The organism is Kitasatospora sp. NPDC091335 (assembly GCF_044757205.1).
In the GTDB taxonomy this organism is placed as follows: Bacteria; Actinomycetota; Actinomycetes; order Streptomycetales; family Streptomycetaceae; genus Kitasatospora.
In genome coordinates this window covers 263,220-282,037 of record NZ_JBIVUM010000003.1, presented here as the reverse complement: position 1 = coordinate 282,037, position 18,818 = coordinate 263,220, and the positions used below count along the sequence as shown (strand labels likewise).

The following is an 18,818-nucleotide window of genomic DNA, read 5'->3' as shown; positions in this document are numbered from 1 at the left end:
GCGCGGCGGATGATCTGCTCCTGACAGACACTGACCGGAAGTATGAGGAAACGGACCGTTCGGTACAAGCTTCCTGAGGGGGTGTCGGCGGACCCGCGGGCCGGGGAGGGAGCCCGCGGATCCGCCGTTCGGCGGCTTCCCGGCGGCCGGAGCCGGAGGCCCTACCGGGCGGGCACCGGCTCGGGCCCGGCCAGTCGCCGGCCGCGGTGGAGGGCGTGCAGGGACAGCGCGCAGATCACTCCGAGGGCGCACAGCGCGAGCCAGGGGAGCGCGGCGAGCCCGGCCGCGCGGGCGGCGTCCAGGGCCGCGCCGGTCAGCAGGTTCCCGAGGGTGATGCCGACCCCGCAGACGGTGTTGTAGAGCCCGTAGTGGGTGGCGACCAGCCGGTCCCCGGAGAGCCGGACGACGGTGTCCATCTCGAAGGGGTAGGCCAGCATCGTGCCCAGGGCCAGCAGGAACGCGGCCAGGGCCGGCGGTCCGACGGCCGATGCCCAGCGCCAGGGGCCCGCGCCCGGGACGGGCAGGGCCGAGGCGGCGAGCAGCGGCAGGAAGGCCGCGCCCATCACGGCGACCCCCGCGACCAGCGCGGTGCCCGGCGCGATCCGGGCCCGGCACCAGGCGGTGACCCTGGTCTGGAGCAGGATCGTGCCCAGCCCGGACACCACGAACAGCAGCGCCGTGGCCGCCGTCCCGCCGCTTCCGTCGCCGCCCAGCCGGCGGACCTCCAGCGGCAGCGCCAGGTACACCTGGAAGGACAGCACGTACGAGCCGGTCATCGCGCCCGCGAAGAGCAGGAACGGGCGGTTGGCCAGCACTCCGCGCCACTGGGCGAGGACCCCGGTGCGCTCCGGGACCTCGGCGGGGCCGTCGCCCCTGCGGGCCGGCAGCGAGCGGATCTGGACCGCGCTGAGCACCGCGAACACCCCGGCCGCGACCAGGCAGGTGGTGCGGAAGTCCACCGCGGTCAGGGCCATGCCGACCAGCGGGCCGAGCAGGATGCCCGCCTGGTAGAAGACGTTGAACAGCGCGAACGCGGCCACCCGCCGCTCGCCCGCGCCGGAGGCCACCGCCAGGTACGCCCGGACGGCCGGGTTGAACAGCGCCCCGGCCAGCCCGGTCGCCGCCGAGGCCGCGATCAGGGCGGGCAGCGAGGCGGAGAGGCCGAGCGCGGCGAAGCCGGCGGTGCGCAGCAGGCAGCCCGCGACGATCAGCGGCTTGTAGCCGAACCGGTCGGCCAGCGTGCCGCCGACCAGGAACATGCCCTGCTGGGTGAAGTTGCGCACCCCGAGCACCAGCCCGACCGTCCAGCCGGCCAGGCCGAGGCCGCCGGACAGGTGCGCGGCCAGGTAGGGCATCAGCATGTAGAAGCCCAGGTTGATGGTGAACTGGTTGACCATCAGCAGCCGGACGCTGCGCTCGTGGCCGCGGAACTGGGCGGTCAGCTCCCTCACCCGGCACCGCCCGCGGCGCTCGGGAGGGTCAGCGGGTCGACCACCTCGGCGCAGCGGGTCCAGCGGGTGACCTCCCGCTCGTCGGGCCGGGCGAGTTCGTCCGGGCCGTCCGCCGGCGGACGGTCGAGCAGGCCGTGCGCGGAGCAGTACTCGTCGTCGTAGACGGTGCCGAGGTAGCGCTGCGGCCCGTCCGGGAAGACCGCCGCGATCCGGGTGCCCGCGGGCCGGGTGCGGGCCAGCCAGCCGGCCACCAGGGCGACCGCGCCGACGCTCCAGCCGCCGGTGGCGTAGTGCGAGGAGGCCAGTCGGCGGCAGGTCCAGACGGCCTCGTCCGGGGCGACCCAGTGGACCTCGTCGAAGGCGCCGTAGGCGACGTTGCGCGGGTGGATGCTGGAGCCGAGGCCGCGCATCAGCCGGGCGCGGGCGGGCTGGCCGAAGATGGTGGAACCGACGGTGTCCACTCCGACCACCCGCAGGCCCGGGTAGAGCTGGCGCAGCACCCGGGAGGTGCCCGCCGAGTGCCCGCCGGTGCCGACGCTGCACACCAGCACGTCCAAGTGGCCGAGCTGGGAGGCGAGTTCGAGCGCCAGCGGGGTGTAGGCGGTGGTGTTGTCGGGGTTGTTGTACTGGTCGGGGCACCACGAGCCGGGGTGGCGGGCCAGCAGTTCGGCGACCCGGTCACGCCGGGCCTGCTGCCAGCCGCCCCGGGGGTGCGGGCTGGTGACCGCCTCCACCTCGGCGCCGTAGGCGGTGAGGAGCCTGGTCATGGCCGGCTCCAGCCCCGGGTCGGTGACCAGGGTGACCGGGTGCCGGTGCACCATGCCGGCCAGCGCCAGCCCCAGGCCCAGCGTGCCGCTGGTGGACTCCACGATCCGGCCGCCCGGGCGCAGCTCGCCCCGGTCCAGGGCCCGCTGGACCATGTGCAGGGCCGGGCGGTCCTTGAGGCCGCCGGGGTTGAAGCCCTCCAGCTTGGCCCAGAAGCCGCGGCCCGCCGGGGCCAGCGGCTCGCCGATCCGCAGGACCGGGGTGTTGCCGACCAGGCCGCCGAGGGCCGGGCGGTCGTCGGTGCGATGGGTGAGGGACGTCATGTCTCGTCTCCTGTCGGGAGGTTGGCGGAACGTTCGGCAGCTCGGGCGGACGCCGAGCCGCTATATCCGCCACCGACCGGTGACCAGCAGGGGGCCTCTCGGCCCGGGGGTACGGGCGGCGCGCACGACGGGGGCCGCCGGGCGGTCCGCCGGCGGCTGCGCCCGGTCGACGCCGGGGGTGGTGACCGGAGGCAGGGTGCCGGAGGGGACGGGCACGGCGGGGGACCGCAGCGCCCGGTGCGCGGGCGCGGTGTCCCCCTCCTCCGGGCAGGAGCGCTGCGAGGCGTCGGCGGGGACACCGCCCGGCCCGGGCGCGAACGTGAACGTGGGCGCGGAATCGGAGGGGGTCGTGGACGGGGACGTCGTGGCTTGCGCGGTCGCCGCGGGGGAGTGGGGCTGATGGGCGCCGAGGTGCTGCGGTGCGCAGCCGACGGGCAGCAGGGAGAACAGGCCGAGCAGGAGCGCGGCCAGGAGCCTGACGGGCATGACGGGACTCCGCGCGGCCGCACGAGGCGGCAGCGGATCGGTGACGGTCGGAAGGAGCGGACGCGGGCGGCGGTCGCCGGCACGCACCGCCGCGTGGGCGGGGCGTGGCAGGGCGCGGCCCGGGCCGGTCTAGACCCTCAGGTTGGCGATCCGGTGCGGGAGTTCGGGTGGTCCGGCCTCGGCGGATCCGGCCGGCGGGCCCGCAGGGCCGGGCGCCGGCACGGCTTCCCCGGTAGCGGGCGGGACGGTGGCGGCCGACCAGGCGGTCTCGGCGCCCGGCCCGTCCTCGGGCTTCCCGGACAGGCAGTCGCCGCCGGGGTGGTCGGCGTCCTCGTCGTGCTCCTGGTCCTGCTCCTGGCCGTGCTCCGGGTGGTTCTCGTGGTGGTGCGAGGGCGGTGTGGTGTCGCCCGCCGCCGGAGTCTGGGCGGAGAAGACGATCCGGATCGGATCGGTGTGTCCGGCGCCGTTCTCCGCGCCGAACCCGTGCGCCGTGAACACGGCGATCAGCAGGGCGCCCAGCCAGAACAGCCGCGCCGCCACCCCTCGGGGGTGGGCGCGTCGTGTACGCAACGGCGACCGGGCGGTGACCATGTCGTGATCCTAGCCCGACTTCCCGCTCCGCCACAGCACGCCTCCATCGAAGTGATGAATGGTCAAGTGCCCGATGGGCGGCGGAATCGAAAGAAAGTGTTATCGGTGCGGACGGGGAGGGTCTCCTGGGTGAGGGAGTGAGCGCGCGACGTCGTGGGTGAGGGACCACGACGGGGCCCGGAGCCCGAGGCGCTCCGGGCGCGCCCGCTCCCGCCGCGCCGCCGGATCGTCCCGTCCGGCCGGCGCACCCGGCGGTTCGCACGCCTCCCCCACGGCTGCGGACCGCCGGGGTCACCAGGGCGGGCTCACGCAGCCGGGGCGTGCTCCCTGGCCAGCCGCCACACCAGCTCCTCGCCGGTCTCGGCCGGGGCGAGCGCCTCGGCCGGGCGGCGCAGGTGCTCGGTGAAGCCGAGACGGGCCGGGACGGCGCCGCTGGCGTGGTTGGCCGGGTCGTGCACGATCTCGACCCAGGCCACCCCGGGAAGCCGGAAGGCCTCGTCGGCCAGGGCCCGTGCCGTCCTGGTGGCGAGGCCGTGCCCGGTCGCGGCTGGGTGCAGCCAGTAGCCGATCTCCCGGACGTCGTCCGGGGTGTCCTCGCGCCGGAACAGCCCGCAGGCCCCGACGATCGCGCCGTCCCGCGTGATCGCGTACGTGAAGTCCTGCCCCTTCGCCCAGAGTTCGGCGCGGCGGCCGAGGAACTCGGCGGTCTTGGCGTGACTGTGCTCGGCGACCCAGGGCATCCAGGGCCGCAGGTGCTCCAGCGACTCCTCGATGACGGCGAAGAACTCGGGCAGGTCCGACTCGGCGGCGAAACGGCGCAGGGTCAGTCCGTCCAGGGCGATGGCGTGCGGGGGAAGGTCCATGACGGGAGGATGGTCCGTACACCCCTCACCGGGCAACGGGTTTTGCCGACGGGCCCCGGGCCCCGGGCCCCGGGCCCCGGGCCGCGTCAGCTCCGCCGTGTCAGCTCCGCCCCGCCGGGTGGCCGGCCGGGGTCGGGTCGGCCGGGGAGTGCCGGCGCAGCAGGACGGCCGCCTCGCGGTCGGTGACGTCGTGGAACTCGCCGTACCAGGGGCCGGCGGCGTGCGCGTAGCGGGGCAGGTGGAGGCAGACCACCTGGTCCACGTCCCGGCGCAGGTCGGCCGCGACCCGGGCGTCGCCGATCGGTGCCGCGAGGATCAGGTGCTCGGGGAGGTCGGCGGCGAGGGCGTGGAGGGCCGCCCGGGTGGTCAGGACGTCGGTCAGGCCGTCGGAGACGAGGACGGCGGTGCGCCCGTTCAGCGGGAGCCTGGTCCGGCCCTGGCGGTAGAGCGCCTCGCGGCGGCGGACCTCGACCCGTTCCCGTTTCACGCTCGCGCCCAGCTCGGCCGAGGTGACGCCGAGGCTCTTCAGGGTGTACCGGTCGAACAGCGGCGGATCGCCGTCGGCGATCGCGCCCACCGGGCGGTCGTGGCCGGGCACGGCCAGCGCGCGGACCACCGTGGCGTCGAGCGGGGCGCCCAGGGCCTCGGCGACCTCGGCGGCCACCGGGAGCCCGCCGGGAGCGAGGCCGAGGACCACCACCCCGGCGCCGGTCCGCCCGTCCAGCAGCGGGACGAGCCTGCGGGCCAGCTGGTGTCCGGCGGTGCTGCGGTCGAGGAATCTCACGGGCCTGTCCTTGTCCTCCAGGTGGTCGAGCGCTCCGGCCGGGACGGGGCCGAGGGCCGGAGCGGCGGGCGGCCTGCGGGCAGCACCCGCCCGGCCCCGCCACCACGGCGCCTTCCCCGTCGTGGCGGGCTCTAACGTCCGGGGTGTGAGCCGGGGCGTGCGTGGCGGCAAGGGGGCGTGAGCCTGGGGACGACCCGGGGGCGATCCGGCGCGTGCCGCCCGGCGGGCCCCGGCCTGATGGTGTGACGCGGCGCGGCCGGGGCAGGCGCAGGGCATGGACGACCGGCGGACGGTGCTCCCGCCCGTACCCGGGGTGCTCGCGGGTACGGCCGTCCGCGCGGCCCGGTACGGTGCGCGCGACGATGGTCCCGACGGCGCCCCGCCGCCTCGACCGGACCGGGAGCGGGCCAAGCCGGGGTCATCCGGGCAACCCTGCGAACCGACCGGCGGTCACGAGTCCGGCGACCTGCGCATCGGGGCCGGCGACCGGGGGCCGGTACGGATCGTCGCCGTGACAGGGGAGCCGGACCACGACACCGCGGAGGGGCTGCGCGCCGCCCTCGCCCACCCGCCGTCTGCGGACGGCATCGAGCGGCTCGTGGCCAACCCCGCCAACCCCGCCAACCCCGCCAACCCCGCCAACCCCGCCAACCCCGCCGGCCTCGCCGGCCTGCGCTTCTGGGACTCGACCAGGCCGAACATCCCGCAGTGCGCCCGGCTGGACACCCGGGTGGCCGGGCCGTGGCCGGAACCGACCGGTCCGCGCCCCGTGGTGGCGCGGCCGTTCGCCGTCACCGGCGCCGACGGCGCGCTGCCGGTCCACCCCGCCCTCCGGACAGCCCTTGAGGCCTCCGGCGAGGGCGCCGCCGGGCCGGCCCCGCCGCCCGGACCGAGCTGAGGAGGCAGGCCGTGGACCGCCCCGGGAACGGTGGGCCGCCAGGCCGGGAGCAGGCCAGGAGACTGGCGCTGGCAGGCAGCGTCGGCGCGGTGCAGCGCAGCCGGGAGTTCAGCCGGCGGGCGCTGGTGTCCTGGGACTGGCTGCCGACCGTCGACGAGGAGCGGCTGGCCGCGGCCGAGGACGTCCTGCTGATGGTCTCGGAGCTGGTCACCAACGCCTGTCTGCACGCCCCCGGCGGCCCGCGCGAACTCCGGCTGTACTGGGACGGCGCCCGGCTGCGGGTGGAGGTCGCGGACGCCAGCCCCGTCCCGCCGCGGCTGCGCCCGTTCGCCGGTGCGGGACGGCCGGGCGGGCACGGGCTGCGGGTGGTGGACCGGCTCGCCCGCGCCTGGGGTTCGCAGCCCGAGGACGGCGGGAAGCTGGTCTGGCTGGAGGTGCCGCGCCCGCCGGCCCTGGCGGCGGCCGGTGCGGACGGGGGACGGGTCGGGGAGCCGGAGCGGCCGGGCTGACCGGAGCCCCTGTCCGCGCCGGGGTTTCCGGCGCGCCACAGCGGACAGCCGCGTGGGTGTGATCGCCGGCCGCGGCCGGTGCGAGGCGTCGGCCCGTCGGCCGGCGCGGGGCCGGACCGCGCGAGAGGAGCCCGCCGCCATGACGCAGCACCCGCGCAATCCCGCGAGCCCGGCCGTCGACCGGGCCGAGGGGCTCACCGTCGAGGTCCGCCCGTGGGCCCTGGGCACCGTCCTGGTGCTGCTCGGCGAGCTGGACCTGGACTCGGTCACCGAGCTGCGGGCCGCCGTCGACCGGGCGCTCGTCGCGCCGGCCACCGTGGTCGTGGTGGACTGCGCCGGGCTGGAGTTCTGCGACTCCACCGGGCTCAACGTCCTGCTGCGGGCCAAGGCCAGGGCCGCCGTGGACGACAGCCGGATCGAGCTGGCCAGGCCCCGGCCGCTGATCCTGCGGATGCTCGAACTCACCGGCGCCACCGACGCCTTCCCGATCCGCGAGACCGTACCGGAGCCGGGCTGAGTCCCGTACCGGCCGGAGTCCCGTGCCGGCCTTCCGGCCCGGAGCACCGCCCCGCCTCGCGTGTCGCCCCCCGGCGCACGGTGGCACAGTGGGAGCAGGGCGGCGCCCCGCCGCCCTCGGGGCCGAGTGCCCGGACGGCGTGCCCCGGCCGTGCGAGCGATCCGGACGGTGGACGGATGGACGAGCACCCGGTACGCGGAACCCCGGCGGACGACGATCCGGCCGAGCAGGCGCTGCGGCAGCTGCTCGCCGGGCTGACGGCCGTGCGCGACGGGGACTTCCGTACCCGGCTCGTCCCGGGCCGGCCAGGGGCGCTCGGGGAGATCGCCGAGGTCTTCAACGGCATGGCCGACCGGCTCGCCCGGGTGACCTCGGAGGTGACCAGGGAGGCCAGGGAGGTCGGCACCGACGGCCGGCTGGGCGGGCAGGCACGGGTGCCGGACGCGACCGGGACCTGGCTGGAGCTGACCGACTCGGTGAACGCGATGGCGGGCAACCTGACCTGGCAGGTGCGCAACATCGCCCAGGTCACCACGGCGGTGGCGCGCGGCGACCTCACGCAGAAGATCGAGGTGGACGCGTGCGGCGAGATCCTGGAACTCAAGAACACCGTCAACACGATGGTCGACCAGCTGTCCTCGTTCGCGGACGAGGTGACCAGGGTGGCCCGCGAGGTCGGCAGCGAGGGCCGGCTCGGCGGCCAGGCGGACGTCCGGGGTGTCTCCGGGACGTGGAAGGACCTCACCGACAACGTCAACGTGATGGCCTCCAACCTGACCGGCCAGGTCCGCTCGATGTCCGAGGTGGCGACCGCCGTGGCGCGCGGCGACCTCTCCCGGAAGATCACCGTCGAGTCCAAGGGCGAGGTCGCGGCCCTCGCCGACGCGATCAACACCATGGTGGACACCCTGTCCTCGTTCGCGGACGAGGTGACCAGGGTCGCCCGCGAGGTCGGCACCGAGGGCATCCTGGGCGGTCAGGCCACCGTCCGGGGTGTCTCCGGGACGTGGAAGGACCTCACCGAGAACGTCAACTTCATGGCGCACAACCTGACCAGCCAGGTGCGCAACATCGCCCAGGTCACCACCGCCGTCGCCGAGGGCGACCTCACCCGCAAGATCGACGTGGATGCGCGCGGCGAGATCCTGGAGCTGAAGACCACCGTCAACACGATGGTCGACCAGCTGTCCTCGTTCGCCGCCGAGGTGACCAGGGTGGCGAGGGAGGTCGGCAGCGAGGGCCGACTCGGCGGGCAGGCCAGGGTCGAGGGCGTCTCCGGCACCTGGAAGCGGCTCACCGAGAACGTCAACGAGCTGGCCGGCAACCTGACCCGGCAGGTCCGGGCGATCGCCGAGGTCACCAGCGCCGTCGCGGCCGGCGACCTGACCCGGTCGATCAGCGTCGACGCCTCCGGGGAGGTCGCCGACCTCAAGGACAACATCAACGCGATGGTCGGGTCGCTGCGCGAGACCACGCTGGCCAACCAGGAGCAGGACTGGCTCAAGACCAACCTGGCCCGCTTCTCCGCCGCCATCCAGGGCCGGCGGGACATCCGCGCCGTCGCCGGGCTGATAGCCGACGAGCTGACCCCGCTGGTCGGCGCCCAGTACGGGGCCTTCTTCCTCGCCGAGGAGGGCCCGGACGGCCCCGGACTCGCGCTGCTCAGCGCCTACGGCCGCCCGGTCGGGGAGCGGCGGCGGCTGCGGCCGGGGGAGTCCCTGGTCGGCCAGGCCGCCAGGACCCGGCGAACGGTCACCGTGGACGAGCTGCCGCCCGGCTACGCCACCGTCTCCTCCGGCGCGGGCGCCGCCGACGCCCGCTCGCTGGTCATCCTGCCGATCGCCCTGGAGGAGTGGCTGATCGGCGTGATGGAGTTCGCCTCCGTCCACCCGTTCACCCAGGTCCACCGCGACTTCCTGAGCCGGTTCGCCGAGGTCTGCGCGGTCAACCTCGGCAACCTGCTGGCCAACGCCCGCACCGACGAGCTGCTCAGCGAGTCCCGGCGGCTCACCGCGGAACTCCAGGCCCAGTCCGAGGAGTTGCAGGAAGGCCAGGAGGAACTGCGCCGCTCCAACGCCGAGTTGGAGGAGAAGGCCGCGCTGCTCGCCCAGCGCAACCGGGACATCGAGGCCAAGAACCTGGAGATCGAGCAGGGCCGCCAGGAACTGGAGGAACGCGCGAAGGAGTTGACCCGCACCTCGCTGTACAAGTCGGAGTTCCTGGCCACCATGAGCCATGAGCTGCGTACCCCGTTGAACAGCCTGCTCATCCTCGCCCAGCTGCTCGCCGAGAACAGCGGCGGCAACCTCACCCCCAAACAGGTCGAGTACGCGGGCGTGATCCACTCGGCCGGCACCGACCTGCTCCAGCTCATCAACGACATTCTCGACCTGTCCAAGGTGGAGGCCGGGAAGATGGAGCTGGTCATCGAACCCTTCGAGCTGCGCGAGCTGCTGGAGTACGTGGAGTCCGGTTTCCGGCCGCCGGCCGACGAGAAGGGGCTCGCCTTCGAGGTGTCCGTCGGCCCGGCCGTGCCGGAGCGGATCGTCAGCGACCAGGCGCGGCTGCGCCAGGTGCTGCGCAACCTGCTCTCCAACGCCGTCAAGTTCACCGACACCGGGCGGGTCGAACTGCGGATCGAGCACGTCGAGGGGGCGCAGCTGCCGCCCGGGTCCGGCGGGACGCACGCGGCGGTGGCCTTCCACGTGGACGACACCGGGATCGGCATCGAAGCGACCCACCTGGGCGCCATCTTCGACGCCTTCCAGCAGGCCGACGGCTCCACCGCGCGGCGCTACGGCGGCACCGGCCTCGGGCTGTCGATCAGCCGGGAGCTCGCCCGGCTGCTCGGGGGCACCCTCACGGTCCGGTCCACGGCGGGGGAGGGCAGCCGGTTCACCCTGTACCTGCCGTTGGGCGGGCATCCGTCATGACCGTCCCCCGGCCGGGGCGCATCGCGTCCCACCCCGCGGGCACCCGCGCTCGGCGCGCAGCCCCCGCGACCCGGCGTAGGGAGCTGCCGTGACCGCCGGGCAGGACCCGGTGGAGCGCACCGCCAGGGCCCTGGCCGAGACCGTCCGGCGCCTCCGGGCGGCCGCCGCCCGGGCGCACGCCGAGGCCCGGGCCCGGGCCGCCGTCGACCTGGCCACCGGCATCCTGGCCGAGCGGCTCGGCCTGCCGGTCGCCGAGGCGGCCGTGCACCTCGCGCGGCTGGCGCGGGAGGCGGGCGTGCCGGTGCTCGCGCTGGCGGCGGACATCGCGGGGCTGCCCCAGCCCCAGCCGCAGCCCCAGCCGCAGCCGCAGTCGGAGCCGCGGTCGGAGCCGGAACCGCAGCCGTCGGCCGTGGCACCGCCGGCGGTCGAGCCGTCCGAGGCCGGTCCGCCCGTCGTGCCCGCGCTCGCCGCCGCGCCCGACCTGGAGCACGCGGCCGGAGCCGTGCTGGACCAGGCCGCGGCGGCCCTCGGCGTCCGTGCCGTCGCCGTCTGGCAGCGGCTGCCGGGCGGCGCGCTCGCCCTCACCGCGCACGCCGGGCTCACCGTCGAGGAGGCGGTCGACTGGGCCCGGGTGCCGCCCGGCGTGCCCACCCCGGCGCGGCTGGTCGTCGACGGCGGAGCCGAGCTGTGGCCGGGCGGGCCGGGGACGGGCGAGCCGGGGACGGACGGGCCCTCGGTGGGCACCGGCGCCCACCGGGCGGTGCTCCCGCTGCTCGACGGGGGCCGCCGCCGGGGCGCCCTGGAACTGCTCTGGCCGCCCGCCGTCCCCGCCCCGGTGCTCGGCCGGGCCCAGCGCCGCGAGCTGTACGCCCTCGCCGACCTCTGCGCGACCCTGCTCGGCCCGCCCCCGGAGCCGGTGGCCCCCGAGCAGGCCGCAGCCCTCCTGGACGGGCTGCCCGCCCCCGCGATGCTGCTGGCGCCCGTCTCCCGGGCCGACCGGATCGCCGACTTCACGCTGCTGCGGGTCAACGCCCGGTTCCGCGACCCGCTCGGCCGCCCCCGGGAGGCACTGGAGGGCGCCTCGCTGCTGGAGACCTACCCGGTCGCCTGCGCCGCCGGACTGCTCGACCGGGTGCTGCGCGCGTACGAGACCGGCGTGCCGTCGACCGCCGAGCCGATCCGGCTGGCCTTCCGGGGCGACGGGCCCGCCGTCCCCGCGGCCGTCCTGCTCTCGGTCGTCCCGCTCGGCGGCCGGCTGCTGGTCTGCTGGCAGCTGGAGGACGAGCAGGACGCGGAGGACGAACGCACCGCCCTGCTGCGGCAGGCCCAGCGGCTGGCCAGGGTGGCCGGGTTCGAGGAACGCCCCGCCGAGGGCCTGATCCGCTGGAGCGACGGGCTGCACGAGCTGTACGGGCTGCCGCCGGACGCCCCGCCGGTACCGCTGGACCGGCTCGTACGGCACACCCACCCGGACGACCGGCCGGCGGTCCGGCGCCTGCTGGACACCGTCCGGCACCACCACCGCACCGCCTCAGCGGTGGTCCGGCTGGACCGCCCGGACGGCACCCACCGCTTCACCCGGGTGATCGCCGAACCGGTGGTGGACGAGACGGGGAGGCTGGTCGCCGTCCGCGGCGCCTACCACGACGTCTCCGCCCAGCACTGGACGGAGGTCGCGCTCGGCGCCACCCGGGAGCGGCTGGCCGACAGCGAGCAGGAGTCGGCCGAGCGGGCGCAGCTGGCGCTCCGGCTCCAGCAGGCGATCCTGCCGGCCGCGCCGCCCCCGCTCGGCGTCACCGGCCTGCACGCCGCCGTGCGCTACCGGCCCGCCGCCCAGCGCGACCGGGTCGGCGGCGACTGGTACGACGTGCTGGTGCTGCCCGACCGGCGGGTGCTGCTCGCGGTCGGGGACGTGGCCGGGCACGGCGTCGGCGCGGCCACCGGCATGGTCGCGCTGCGGCACGCCCTGCGCGGCCTCGCCGTCACCGGGGCCGGCCCCGGCCGGCTGCTGGCGTGGGCCAACACCGTCGCCCTGCGCGAACCGGGCCAGATCACCGCCACCGCCGTCTGCGTGCTGCTCGACCCGGCCAGCGGCGAGCTGCGCTGGGCCCGGGCCGGCCACCTGCCGCCGATCCGGCTCGGCGCGGACGGCGCCGAGGTGCTGCCGCTGCCGCACGGCGTCCTGCTCGGCGCACTGGACGACGCCGCGTACGAGGAGCACACCGCCAGGCTCGACCCGGGCGACGTCCTGCTGCTCTACACCGACGGGCTGGTCGAGCGCAGGGACCGGCCGGTGGAGGAGTCGGTGGAGCAGCTGCTCCGCGCGGCGGGCGCCCCCGGTCCCGACCTGGAGCTGTACCTGGACCGGCTGCTCGAACTCAGCCCCGCCGACACCGACGACGACACCTGCCTGATCGCCGTCCAGACCGAGTAGCCGCCTTTACGGGGTGTCACGCGCCCTGCCCGGCTACCGTTGCCGCGCATGACCCACAGTGAGACCGAAGTCACCGCCGAGCTGATCCGGGACCTGCTGCGCGACCAGCACCCCGACCTGGCCGACCGGCCGCTGCGGCTCGGTGCGCGCGGCTGGGACAACCAGCTGTGGCGGCTCGGTGACGACCTCGCCGTCCGGCTGCCCTGGGCGACGGAGTCCGCCGACGCGCTGCTGCGCAAGGAACACACCTGGATGCCCGCCCTCGCCCCGCACCTGCCGCTGCCGGTTCCCGTCCCGCAGCGCCTCGGTGAGCCCTCCGGGCGGTTCCCGCGGCCCTGGATCGTCACCACCTGGGTACCGGGCGAGCCCGCCGACCGGGCCCCCGCGACCCGGGCCGAGGAAGCCGCCGACTCGCTGGCCGCCTTCCTGACGGCGCTGCACCGCCCCGCCCCGGCCGGGGCACCCGCCGGCCGCGGCCGCGGCGGGCCGCTGGCCGACCACGCCGAGGGGTTCGCCAGGTACCTCGCCAGGGCCGCCGGGCTCGGCCTGCTCCCCGACCCGGACGCCGTCCGCGCGGTCTGGGAGGACGCCGTCGCCGCACCTGACTGGGCGGGCCGGGACCTCTGGCTCCACGGTGACCTGCACCCGGCCAACGTCCTCACCGCGGACGGCACCTTCTGCGGCGTGATCGACTTCGGAGACCTCTTCGCCGGTGATCCGGCCTGCGACCTCGCCGCCCCCTGGGTCCTGCTGCCGGACGGTGCCGTCGACCGCTTCCACGCGGCCTACCGGCCGGGCCAGGACGCCGCGACCCTGCGCCGCGCCCGCGGCTGGGCGGTGCTCCGCTCCCTCTCGTGCATCCTCATCGGGGACGCCGGCGACCACGGCCGCCCCGGAGGCAAGCCCACCTGGGGCCCGCCCGCCCACGCCGCGCTGCGCCGCCTCGTCGCCACGGCCGGACGCTGAGGGCTCGCCGTGGCCGTTAGGGGCAGCCCCGGCCGGGTAGGCGCGACCGGACGAGGGGGATGACCGAGACCACGAGGGAAGGGGTCGATCCCCATGCTGCTGCTGGGACTTCTGTTGATGGCGGCGTCCGGAGCGTTCGTCGGACTGCTGGTCGCGGACAACCTCTCCGGCGGGCCCGACTACCAGGTGACGATCCTGGGCAGCGACCTGGTGACGCTGAACAGCCTGAGCATCTTCCTCGCCGGTGTGGCGCTGGCGCTGCTGTTCTGCCTCGGTCTCGCGATGATGCGGCTGTCCCGGCACTCCCGGCTGTCCCGGCGGGCCGGGCGCACCGCGCGGTCCTCGCGCACCGCGCGACCGGTGCGGCGGGCCGCCTCCGAGGACCGCGCCGTGGGCGGCACCGACGAGCTGCGGATGCCGCCGGAGGAGCGGGCCGCCGAACAGGGCGGCCGGGAGACGGCGGCGCGACCGGGCGGCCGGATCCGGCGCATGTTCGGGCACTGAGCGCCCGCCGGCTTCGATCCGATCCCGGGAGGTCGCCGTGGACTCCGCGTTGCCTCGGGTGGCCGGGTGTGGCCGCCCCTGACGTGATCACCGGCCGGTGGTCACCGGGGTGCCGGCGCGGCTGGGGCCGTGCCTACGGGGCGTCCGACGGCGACGGGGCGTCCGACGGCGGCGGCGGGGAGGGTCGGAGGGCGGGGCCGAGGAGGGTGTCGGCGAGGCGGTCCATGTCGGCGGCCATGTCGATGTCCGGGTTGAGCAGCCACTGGAGCTGGATGCCGTCGGCGGCGGCGATGAGGATGCGGGCGAGCCACTCGGGGTCCACGGCGGTGGGGTCCTCGACGCCACGGGTGATGCGGTCGGCGATGCGGGTGCGGAACCGCTCGTAGCGGTTCTCGAAGAAGTCGTGGGCCGGGTGTTCGGGTTCGGCGGCCGCGGCGGCGAGGTCCACGAAGAGCTTGACCAGCCCAGGGGTGGAGGCGTTGTGGGTGAGGACGGCGGAGTGCGGTAGGCCGGCGCCGTTCCCGAACGGGTCGAACATCTCCGCCGCTGCCGCGTCGCGGGCTTCCAGGACGGCCGTGAGCAGCGCTTCCTTGCTGCCGAAGTGGTGCACGACGCCGGCGTACGTCATGCCGACCCTGGCCGCGATGTCGCGCAGCGAGACGCCTCGGCTGCCGGCCTCGGCGTAGGCCGCCAGCGCGGCGTCGATGATCTCCTGCCGTTTGGCCGAGGTCTTGGCGTAGGGCCCCCGTGGCTTGCTCATGGCGGGGAGTCTAGCGCTCCCGGGCACGAACACCTATCGGCGTCAGGTTTTCACCAGCGAAACCGTTGTGCTGTCATGTTTTCGTGCCTATGGTGAGGCCAGCCCCCTGTGCGAAGCGGCTGAGGGCCGTCATGGCAGATCGCCCACCCTTCCTCCCTGGCGCACCCCGACGCACCCCGAACCACGGTTCCACCGTTCCGCCCGTACCCAAGGAGAGACCGTGACCGGCTCGCACCACACCCCCCTGCCCGAGGGTTTCCTCTGGGGAGCCTCCACCTCCGCCCACCAGACCGAGGGCGGCAACACCAACAGTGACTGGTGGCCGATGGAGCAGGGCGCCGCCGCCGGCGGCGGCCACATCCAGGAGGTCAGCGGCGACGCCTGCGACAGCTACCACCGCTGGCGCGAGGACATGGACCTGCTGGCCGGACTCGGCTTCACCGACTACCGGTTCAGCATCGAGTGGGCCCGGATCGAGCCCGCCCCCGGACAGTTCTCGCAGGCCGCCATCGCCCACTACCGCCGCATGGTGGAGGGCGCCCACGAGCGGGGCCTGCGCCCGATGGTGACCCTGCACCACTTCACCTCGCCCCGCTGGTTCGCCGAGCGCGGCGGCTGGACCGCCGCCGGCTCCGGGGAGGCCTTCGCCCGCTACGTCGAGGCCGCCGCGCCGGTCTACGCCGAGGGCGTCGACCACGTCTGCACCATCAACGAGCCCAACATGATCGCCATCATGGTCCCGCTGCTCGACCTGATGCTCGGCAAGACCGAGCCCGGCGACCACGCCTTTCCGACCGCCGGTCTGCCGCTGCCGGGGGAGGAGGCCACCGAGGCCCTGGTCCGGGCCCACCGGCTGGCCGTCGAGGGCGTCAAGTCCCGCGCGCCGCACGTCCGGACCGGCTGGTCCGTCGCCAGCCAGGTCAGCCACGCGCTGCCCGGCGGCGAAGCGGCCCGCGAGGCCTACCTCCGGCCGCGCGAGGACGTCTTCCTGGAGGCCGCCCGCGGCGACGACTGGCTCGGCGTGCAGGCCTACACCCGTACCCTGATCGGCCCCGACGGGCCGCTGCCGGTGCGGGACGACGCCGAACTCACCCTGAAGGGCTGGGAGTTCCACCCCGGCGCGCTCGGCGACGCGCTGCGGCACGCGGCCGCCACCGCCCCCGGCGTCCCGCTGATCGTCACCGAGAACGGCATCGCCACCGCGGACGACAGCCGCCGGGTCGCCTACACCGCCGGAGCGCTCCAGGCAATGGCCGCCGCGATGGCCGACGGCGCCGACGTGCGCGGCTACTTCCACTGGAGCGCCCTGGACAACTACGAGTGGGGCAGCTTCGCCCCCACCTTCGGCCTGATCGCGGTCGACCGCCACACCTTCGCCCGTACGCCCAAGCCCTCCGCCGCCTGGCTCGGCGCGGCCGGCCGCAGCCGCGTCCTGCCCACCGCCGCCAACTGACCCCCCTTCCCGGACCGAGGAGCTCCCGCATGACCTCCGAGAACCTGACGATCGCACAGCAGGCCGCCCTCACCTCGGGCGGAGACTTCTGGCACACCAGGGCCCTGCCCGAAGCGGGCATCGAGGCCGTCACGCTCACCGACGGACCGCACGGCCTGCGCAAGCAGCCCGAGGACGGCGACGCCCTCGGCATCGGCGCCAGCGAACCGTCCACCTGCTACCCGCCCGCCTGCGCCCTCGGCTCCTCCTGGGACCCGCAGCTGGCCGAGCGGATCGGCCGGGCCATCGGCGCGGAGGCCGTCGCCAAGAACGTCTCCGTCGTCCTCGGCCCCGGTGTCAACATCAAGCGCTCCCCGCTCGGCGGTCGCAACTTCGAGTACTTCTCCGAGGACCCGCTGCTCACCGCGCGGATCGGCGCCGCCGTGGTGCACGGGGTGCAGTCCCACGGCGTCGGCACCTCGCTCAAGCACTTCGCCGTCAACAGCCAGGAGACCGACCGGCTGCGGGTGAGCGCCAACGTGGACGAGCGCACCCTGCGCGAGATCTACCTGCCCGCCTTCGAGCACATCGTCACCACCGCCCGCCCCACCACCGTGATGTGCGCCTACAACGCCGTCAACGGCGTCCCGGCCTCCCGGAACTCCCGGCTGCTCACCGAACTGCTGCGCGAGGAGTGGGGCTTCGACGGCGTGGTGGTCAGCGACTGGGGAGCGGTCGGCGACCGGGTCGCCGCCCTCGCGGCCGGCCTCGACCTGGAGATGCCGCCGTCCGGACGCGAGGCGGAGGTGGTAGCGGCCGTCGAGGACGGCACCCTCGACCCCGCCGCCCTGGACACCGCCGCCCGGCGGGTGCTGACCCTCCTGGAACGCACCGCCGCCGCGCGGGTCGAGGGCGCCGGCTACGACCAGGACGAGCACCACGACCTCGCCCGCACCGCCGCCGCCCAGTGCGCCGTCCTGCTCAAGAACGACGGCGGCCTGCTGCCGCTCGACCCCGGGAGCGGCGAAACCGTCGCCGTCATCGGCGAGTTCGCCCGCACCCCGCGGTTCCAGGGCGGCGGCAGCTCGCACGTCGTCCCCACCCGGCTGGACAGCGCCCTCGACGCGCTGCGCGCCCTCGCCGCCGACCCGGAGCGGATCGGCTTCGCGCCCGGCTTCACCCTCGACGGCGCGCCCGACCCGGCGCTGGTCGCCGAGGCGGTGGCGGCGGCCGGCGCGGCCCGGCACGTCCTGCTCTTCCTCGGCCTGCCGGAGTCGGCCGAGTCCGAGGGCTTCGACCGCACCGACCTCGGCCTGCCCGCCGACCAGCTCGCCCTGATCGACGCCGTCGCCGCCGTCAACTCCCGCGTCACGGTCGTACTTTCGAACGGCGCGCCGGTCCGACTCACCCCCTGGCAGGACCGGGTCGGCGCGGTCCTGGAGGGCTGGCTGCTCGGCCAGGCCGGCGGCTCGGCACTCGCCCGGCTGCTGTTCGGCCTGGACAACCCCTCGGGCCGGCTCGCCGAGACGATCCCGCTGCGGCTGGAGGACAACCCGAGCCACCTGCACTTCCCCGGCGGGGACGGCCAGGTCGAGTACGGCGAGGGGCTGTACGTCGGCTACCGCCACTACGACAGCCTCGGCCTGCCCGTCGCCCACCCCTTCGGCCACGGCCTGAGCTACACCACCTTCGGGTACGGCGACCCGGAGGTGACGGTCACCGGGGACAACCGCTTCGACGTCTCCCTCACCGTCACCAACACCGGTGCGCGGGCCGGCGCCGAGGTCGCCCAGCTGTACGTCCACGAGCGGGCGCCCCGGCTGCGCCGCCCCGAGCACGAGCTCAAGGGCTTCGCCAAGGTCTTCCTGGAGCCCGGCGAGAGCACCCGGATCACCATCGCCCTCGACGAGCGCTCCTTCGCCCACTGGTCGGTGCTCGACCACCGCTGGCGCGTCGACACCGGGGACTTCGACCTGCGGATCGGCGCCTCCTCGCGCGACGTCCGGCTGCGGACGGCGGTGACCTGCCCCGGCGACGGCTTCCGCCGGCCGCTCACCGCGGACTCCACCCTCGGCGAGTGGCTGGCCGACCCGCTGGGCGCGCAGATCATCGGCGCCGCCATGCAGGAGATGGCCGCCTCCGTCGGCATCGCCGAGGACAGCCCGCTGATGTCCATGGGCGCCGGCCTCCCGGTCAGCCGCATCCCGGCCTTCACCAGCAGCATCACCGCGGCCGACATCGCCCGCCTGGTCGAGGCCCACCGCGACCTGAGCGCCGGATAGGCCCTCGCGCGCGCCTGTGGCCCCTTTCAGCGGCTGATGCCGCGAAGGGGGCCGCGGGCCCTGCCACGGGGCCGGGGTGGCGGCAACGGGCCGACGGACCCACCGCTCACCGCCTGAGCGCTCCGGGCGGCGCGCTCAGGCCCGGGCTCCCCGGAACCGTTCAGCAGAGCACGTCAAGCCGTATGAGGGTTGTGGAGGTCGACCATGGCGCGCACGGGAGGCGGCAACCAGTTCTCGATCGACGAGTCCTTCCGGGAAAGCAGTTCGAGTACCCCGGGGGGTGTCGGACGGCCGTTCGGGTCACTCGAACTCGGGCGCGA

Annotated in this window: 16 protein-coding genes; 9 read left to right on the top strand and 7 right to left on the bottom strand. The window is 75.6% G+C overall.

Going from position 1 to position 18,818, the window contains the following annotated elements; genetic code table 11:
* Positions 1–161: 161 nt before the first annotated feature.
* The 6 genes from ACIQOW_RS09880 to ACIQOW_RS09855 all read right to left on the bottom strand — a co-directional run bounded on the left by ACIQOW_RS09880 (position 162) and on the right by ACIQOW_RS09855 (position 5,263).
* A complete protein-coding gene (locus tag ACIQOW_RS09880) occupies positions 162–1,397 on the bottom strand; it encodes an MFS transporter (protein ID WP_401082859.1) in 1,236 nt (411 codons plus the stop codon).
* A gap of 50 nt (positions 1,398–1,447) precedes the next feature.
* Positions 1,448–2,539: a PLP-dependent cysteine synthase family protein gene (locus tag ACIQOW_RS09875; RefSeq protein ID WP_401082015.1), complete on the bottom strand. Its 1,092-nt coding sequence runs from the start codon at positions 2,537–2,539 to the stop codon at positions 1,448–1,450.
* A 60-nt stretch (positions 2,540–2,599) separates the two neighbouring features.
* The gene (locus tag ACIQOW_RS09870; protein WP_401082012.1) at positions 2,600–3,025 is read right to left on the bottom strand and encodes a hypothetical protein; all 426 of its coding nucleotides are present in this window, start codon (positions 3,023–3,025) and stop codon (positions 2,600–2,602) included.
* 129 nt (positions 3,026–3,154) lie between these two features.
* A complete protein-coding gene (locus tag ACIQOW_RS09865) occupies positions 3,155–3,616 on the bottom strand; it encodes a hypothetical protein (RefSeq protein ID WP_401082009.1) in 462 nt (153 codons plus the stop codon).
* A 305-nt stretch (positions 3,617–3,921) separates the two neighbouring features.
* Positions 3,922–4,479: a GNAT family N-acetyltransferase gene (locus ACIQOW_RS09860; protein WP_401082006.1), complete on the bottom strand. Its 558-nt coding sequence runs from the start codon at positions 4,477–4,479 to the stop codon at positions 3,922–3,924.
* Positions 4,480–4,579: 100 nt separating this feature from the next.
* On the bottom strand, positions 4,580–5,263 hold the full coding sequence (locus ACIQOW_RS09855; protein WP_401082003.1) for a phosphoribosyltransferase: 684 nt from the start codon (positions 5,261–5,263) through the stop codon (positions 4,580–4,582).
* A gap of 511 nt (positions 5,264–5,774) precedes the next feature.
* Here ACIQOW_RS09855 and ACIQOW_RS09850 point away from each other — a divergent pair.
* The 7 genes from ACIQOW_RS09850 (at position 5,775) to ACIQOW_RS09820 (ending at position 14,024) form a co-directional block, all read left to right on the top strand.
* Positions 5,775–6,161 carry a hypothetical protein gene (locus ACIQOW_RS09850; RefSeq protein WP_401082000.1) on the top strand — a complete coding sequence of 129 codons (387 nt, stop codon included), beginning with the start codon at positions 5,775–5,777 and terminating at the stop codon, positions 6,159–6,161.
* Between the two features lie 11 nt (positions 6,162–6,172).
* The gene (locus ACIQOW_RS09845; RefSeq protein WP_401081997.1) at positions 6,173–6,670 is read left to right on the top strand and encodes an ATP-binding protein; all 498 of its coding nucleotides are present in this window, start codon (positions 6,173–6,175) and stop codon (positions 6,668–6,670) included.
* Between the two features lie 139 nt (positions 6,671–6,809).
* Positions 6,810–7,187 (top strand): STAS domain-containing protein, encoded by a 378-nt coding sequence (locus tag ACIQOW_RS09840; protein WP_401081994.1) that lies wholly within the window; start codon positions 6,810–6,812, stop codon positions 7,185–7,187.
* A 176-nt stretch (positions 7,188–7,363) separates the two neighbouring features.
* Positions 7,364–10,120 carry a HAMP domain-containing protein gene (locus ACIQOW_RS09835; protein WP_401081992.1) on the top strand — a complete coding sequence of 919 codons (2,757 nt, stop codon included), beginning with the start codon at positions 7,364–7,366 and terminating at the stop codon, positions 10,118–10,120.
* Positions 10,121–10,208: 88 nt separating this feature from the next.
* Positions 10,209–12,554, top strand: a complete 2,346-nt coding sequence (locus tag ACIQOW_RS09830; RefSeq protein WP_401081989.1) for a SpoIIE family protein phosphatase — start codon at positions 10,209–10,211, stop codon at positions 12,552–12,554.
* Between the two features lie 48 nt (positions 12,555–12,602).
* Positions 12,603–13,520, top strand: coding sequence for an aminoglycoside phosphotransferase family protein (locus ACIQOW_RS09825; protein WP_401081986.1), 918 nt, complete (start codon positions 12,603–12,605; stop codon positions 13,518–13,520).
* Positions 13,521–13,613: 93 nt separating this feature from the next.
* A complete protein-coding gene (locus tag ACIQOW_RS09820) occupies positions 13,614–14,024 on the top strand; it encodes a hypothetical protein (protein ID WP_401081984.1) in 411 nt (136 codons plus the stop codon).
* 133 nt (positions 14,025–14,157) lie between these two features.
* Here the strand turns inward: ACIQOW_RS09820 and ACIQOW_RS09815 are convergent, their stop codons facing one another.
* The gene (locus tag ACIQOW_RS09815; protein WP_401081981.1) at positions 14,158–14,784 is read right to left on the bottom strand and encodes a TetR/AcrR family transcriptional regulator; all 627 of its coding nucleotides are present in this window, start codon (positions 14,782–14,784) and stop codon (positions 14,158–14,160) included.
* A 220-nt stretch (positions 14,785–15,004) separates the two neighbouring features.
* On the opposite strand from ACIQOW_RS09815, the gene ACIQOW_RS09810 reads away from it, so the two are divergent.
* Entirely contained in the window at positions 15,005–16,237 is a 1,233-nt protein-coding gene (locus ACIQOW_RS09810; protein WP_401081978.1) for a glycoside hydrolase family 1 protein, read from the top strand.
* Between the two features lie 29 nt (positions 16,238–16,266).
* Positions 16,267–18,498 carry a glycoside hydrolase family 3 C-terminal domain-containing protein gene (locus tag ACIQOW_RS09805; protein ID WP_401081975.1) on the top strand — a complete coding sequence of 744 codons (2,232 nt, stop codon included), beginning with the start codon at positions 16,267–16,269 and terminating at the stop codon, positions 18,496–18,498.
* The last annotated feature ends 320 nt before the right edge of the window (positions 18,499–18,818 follow it).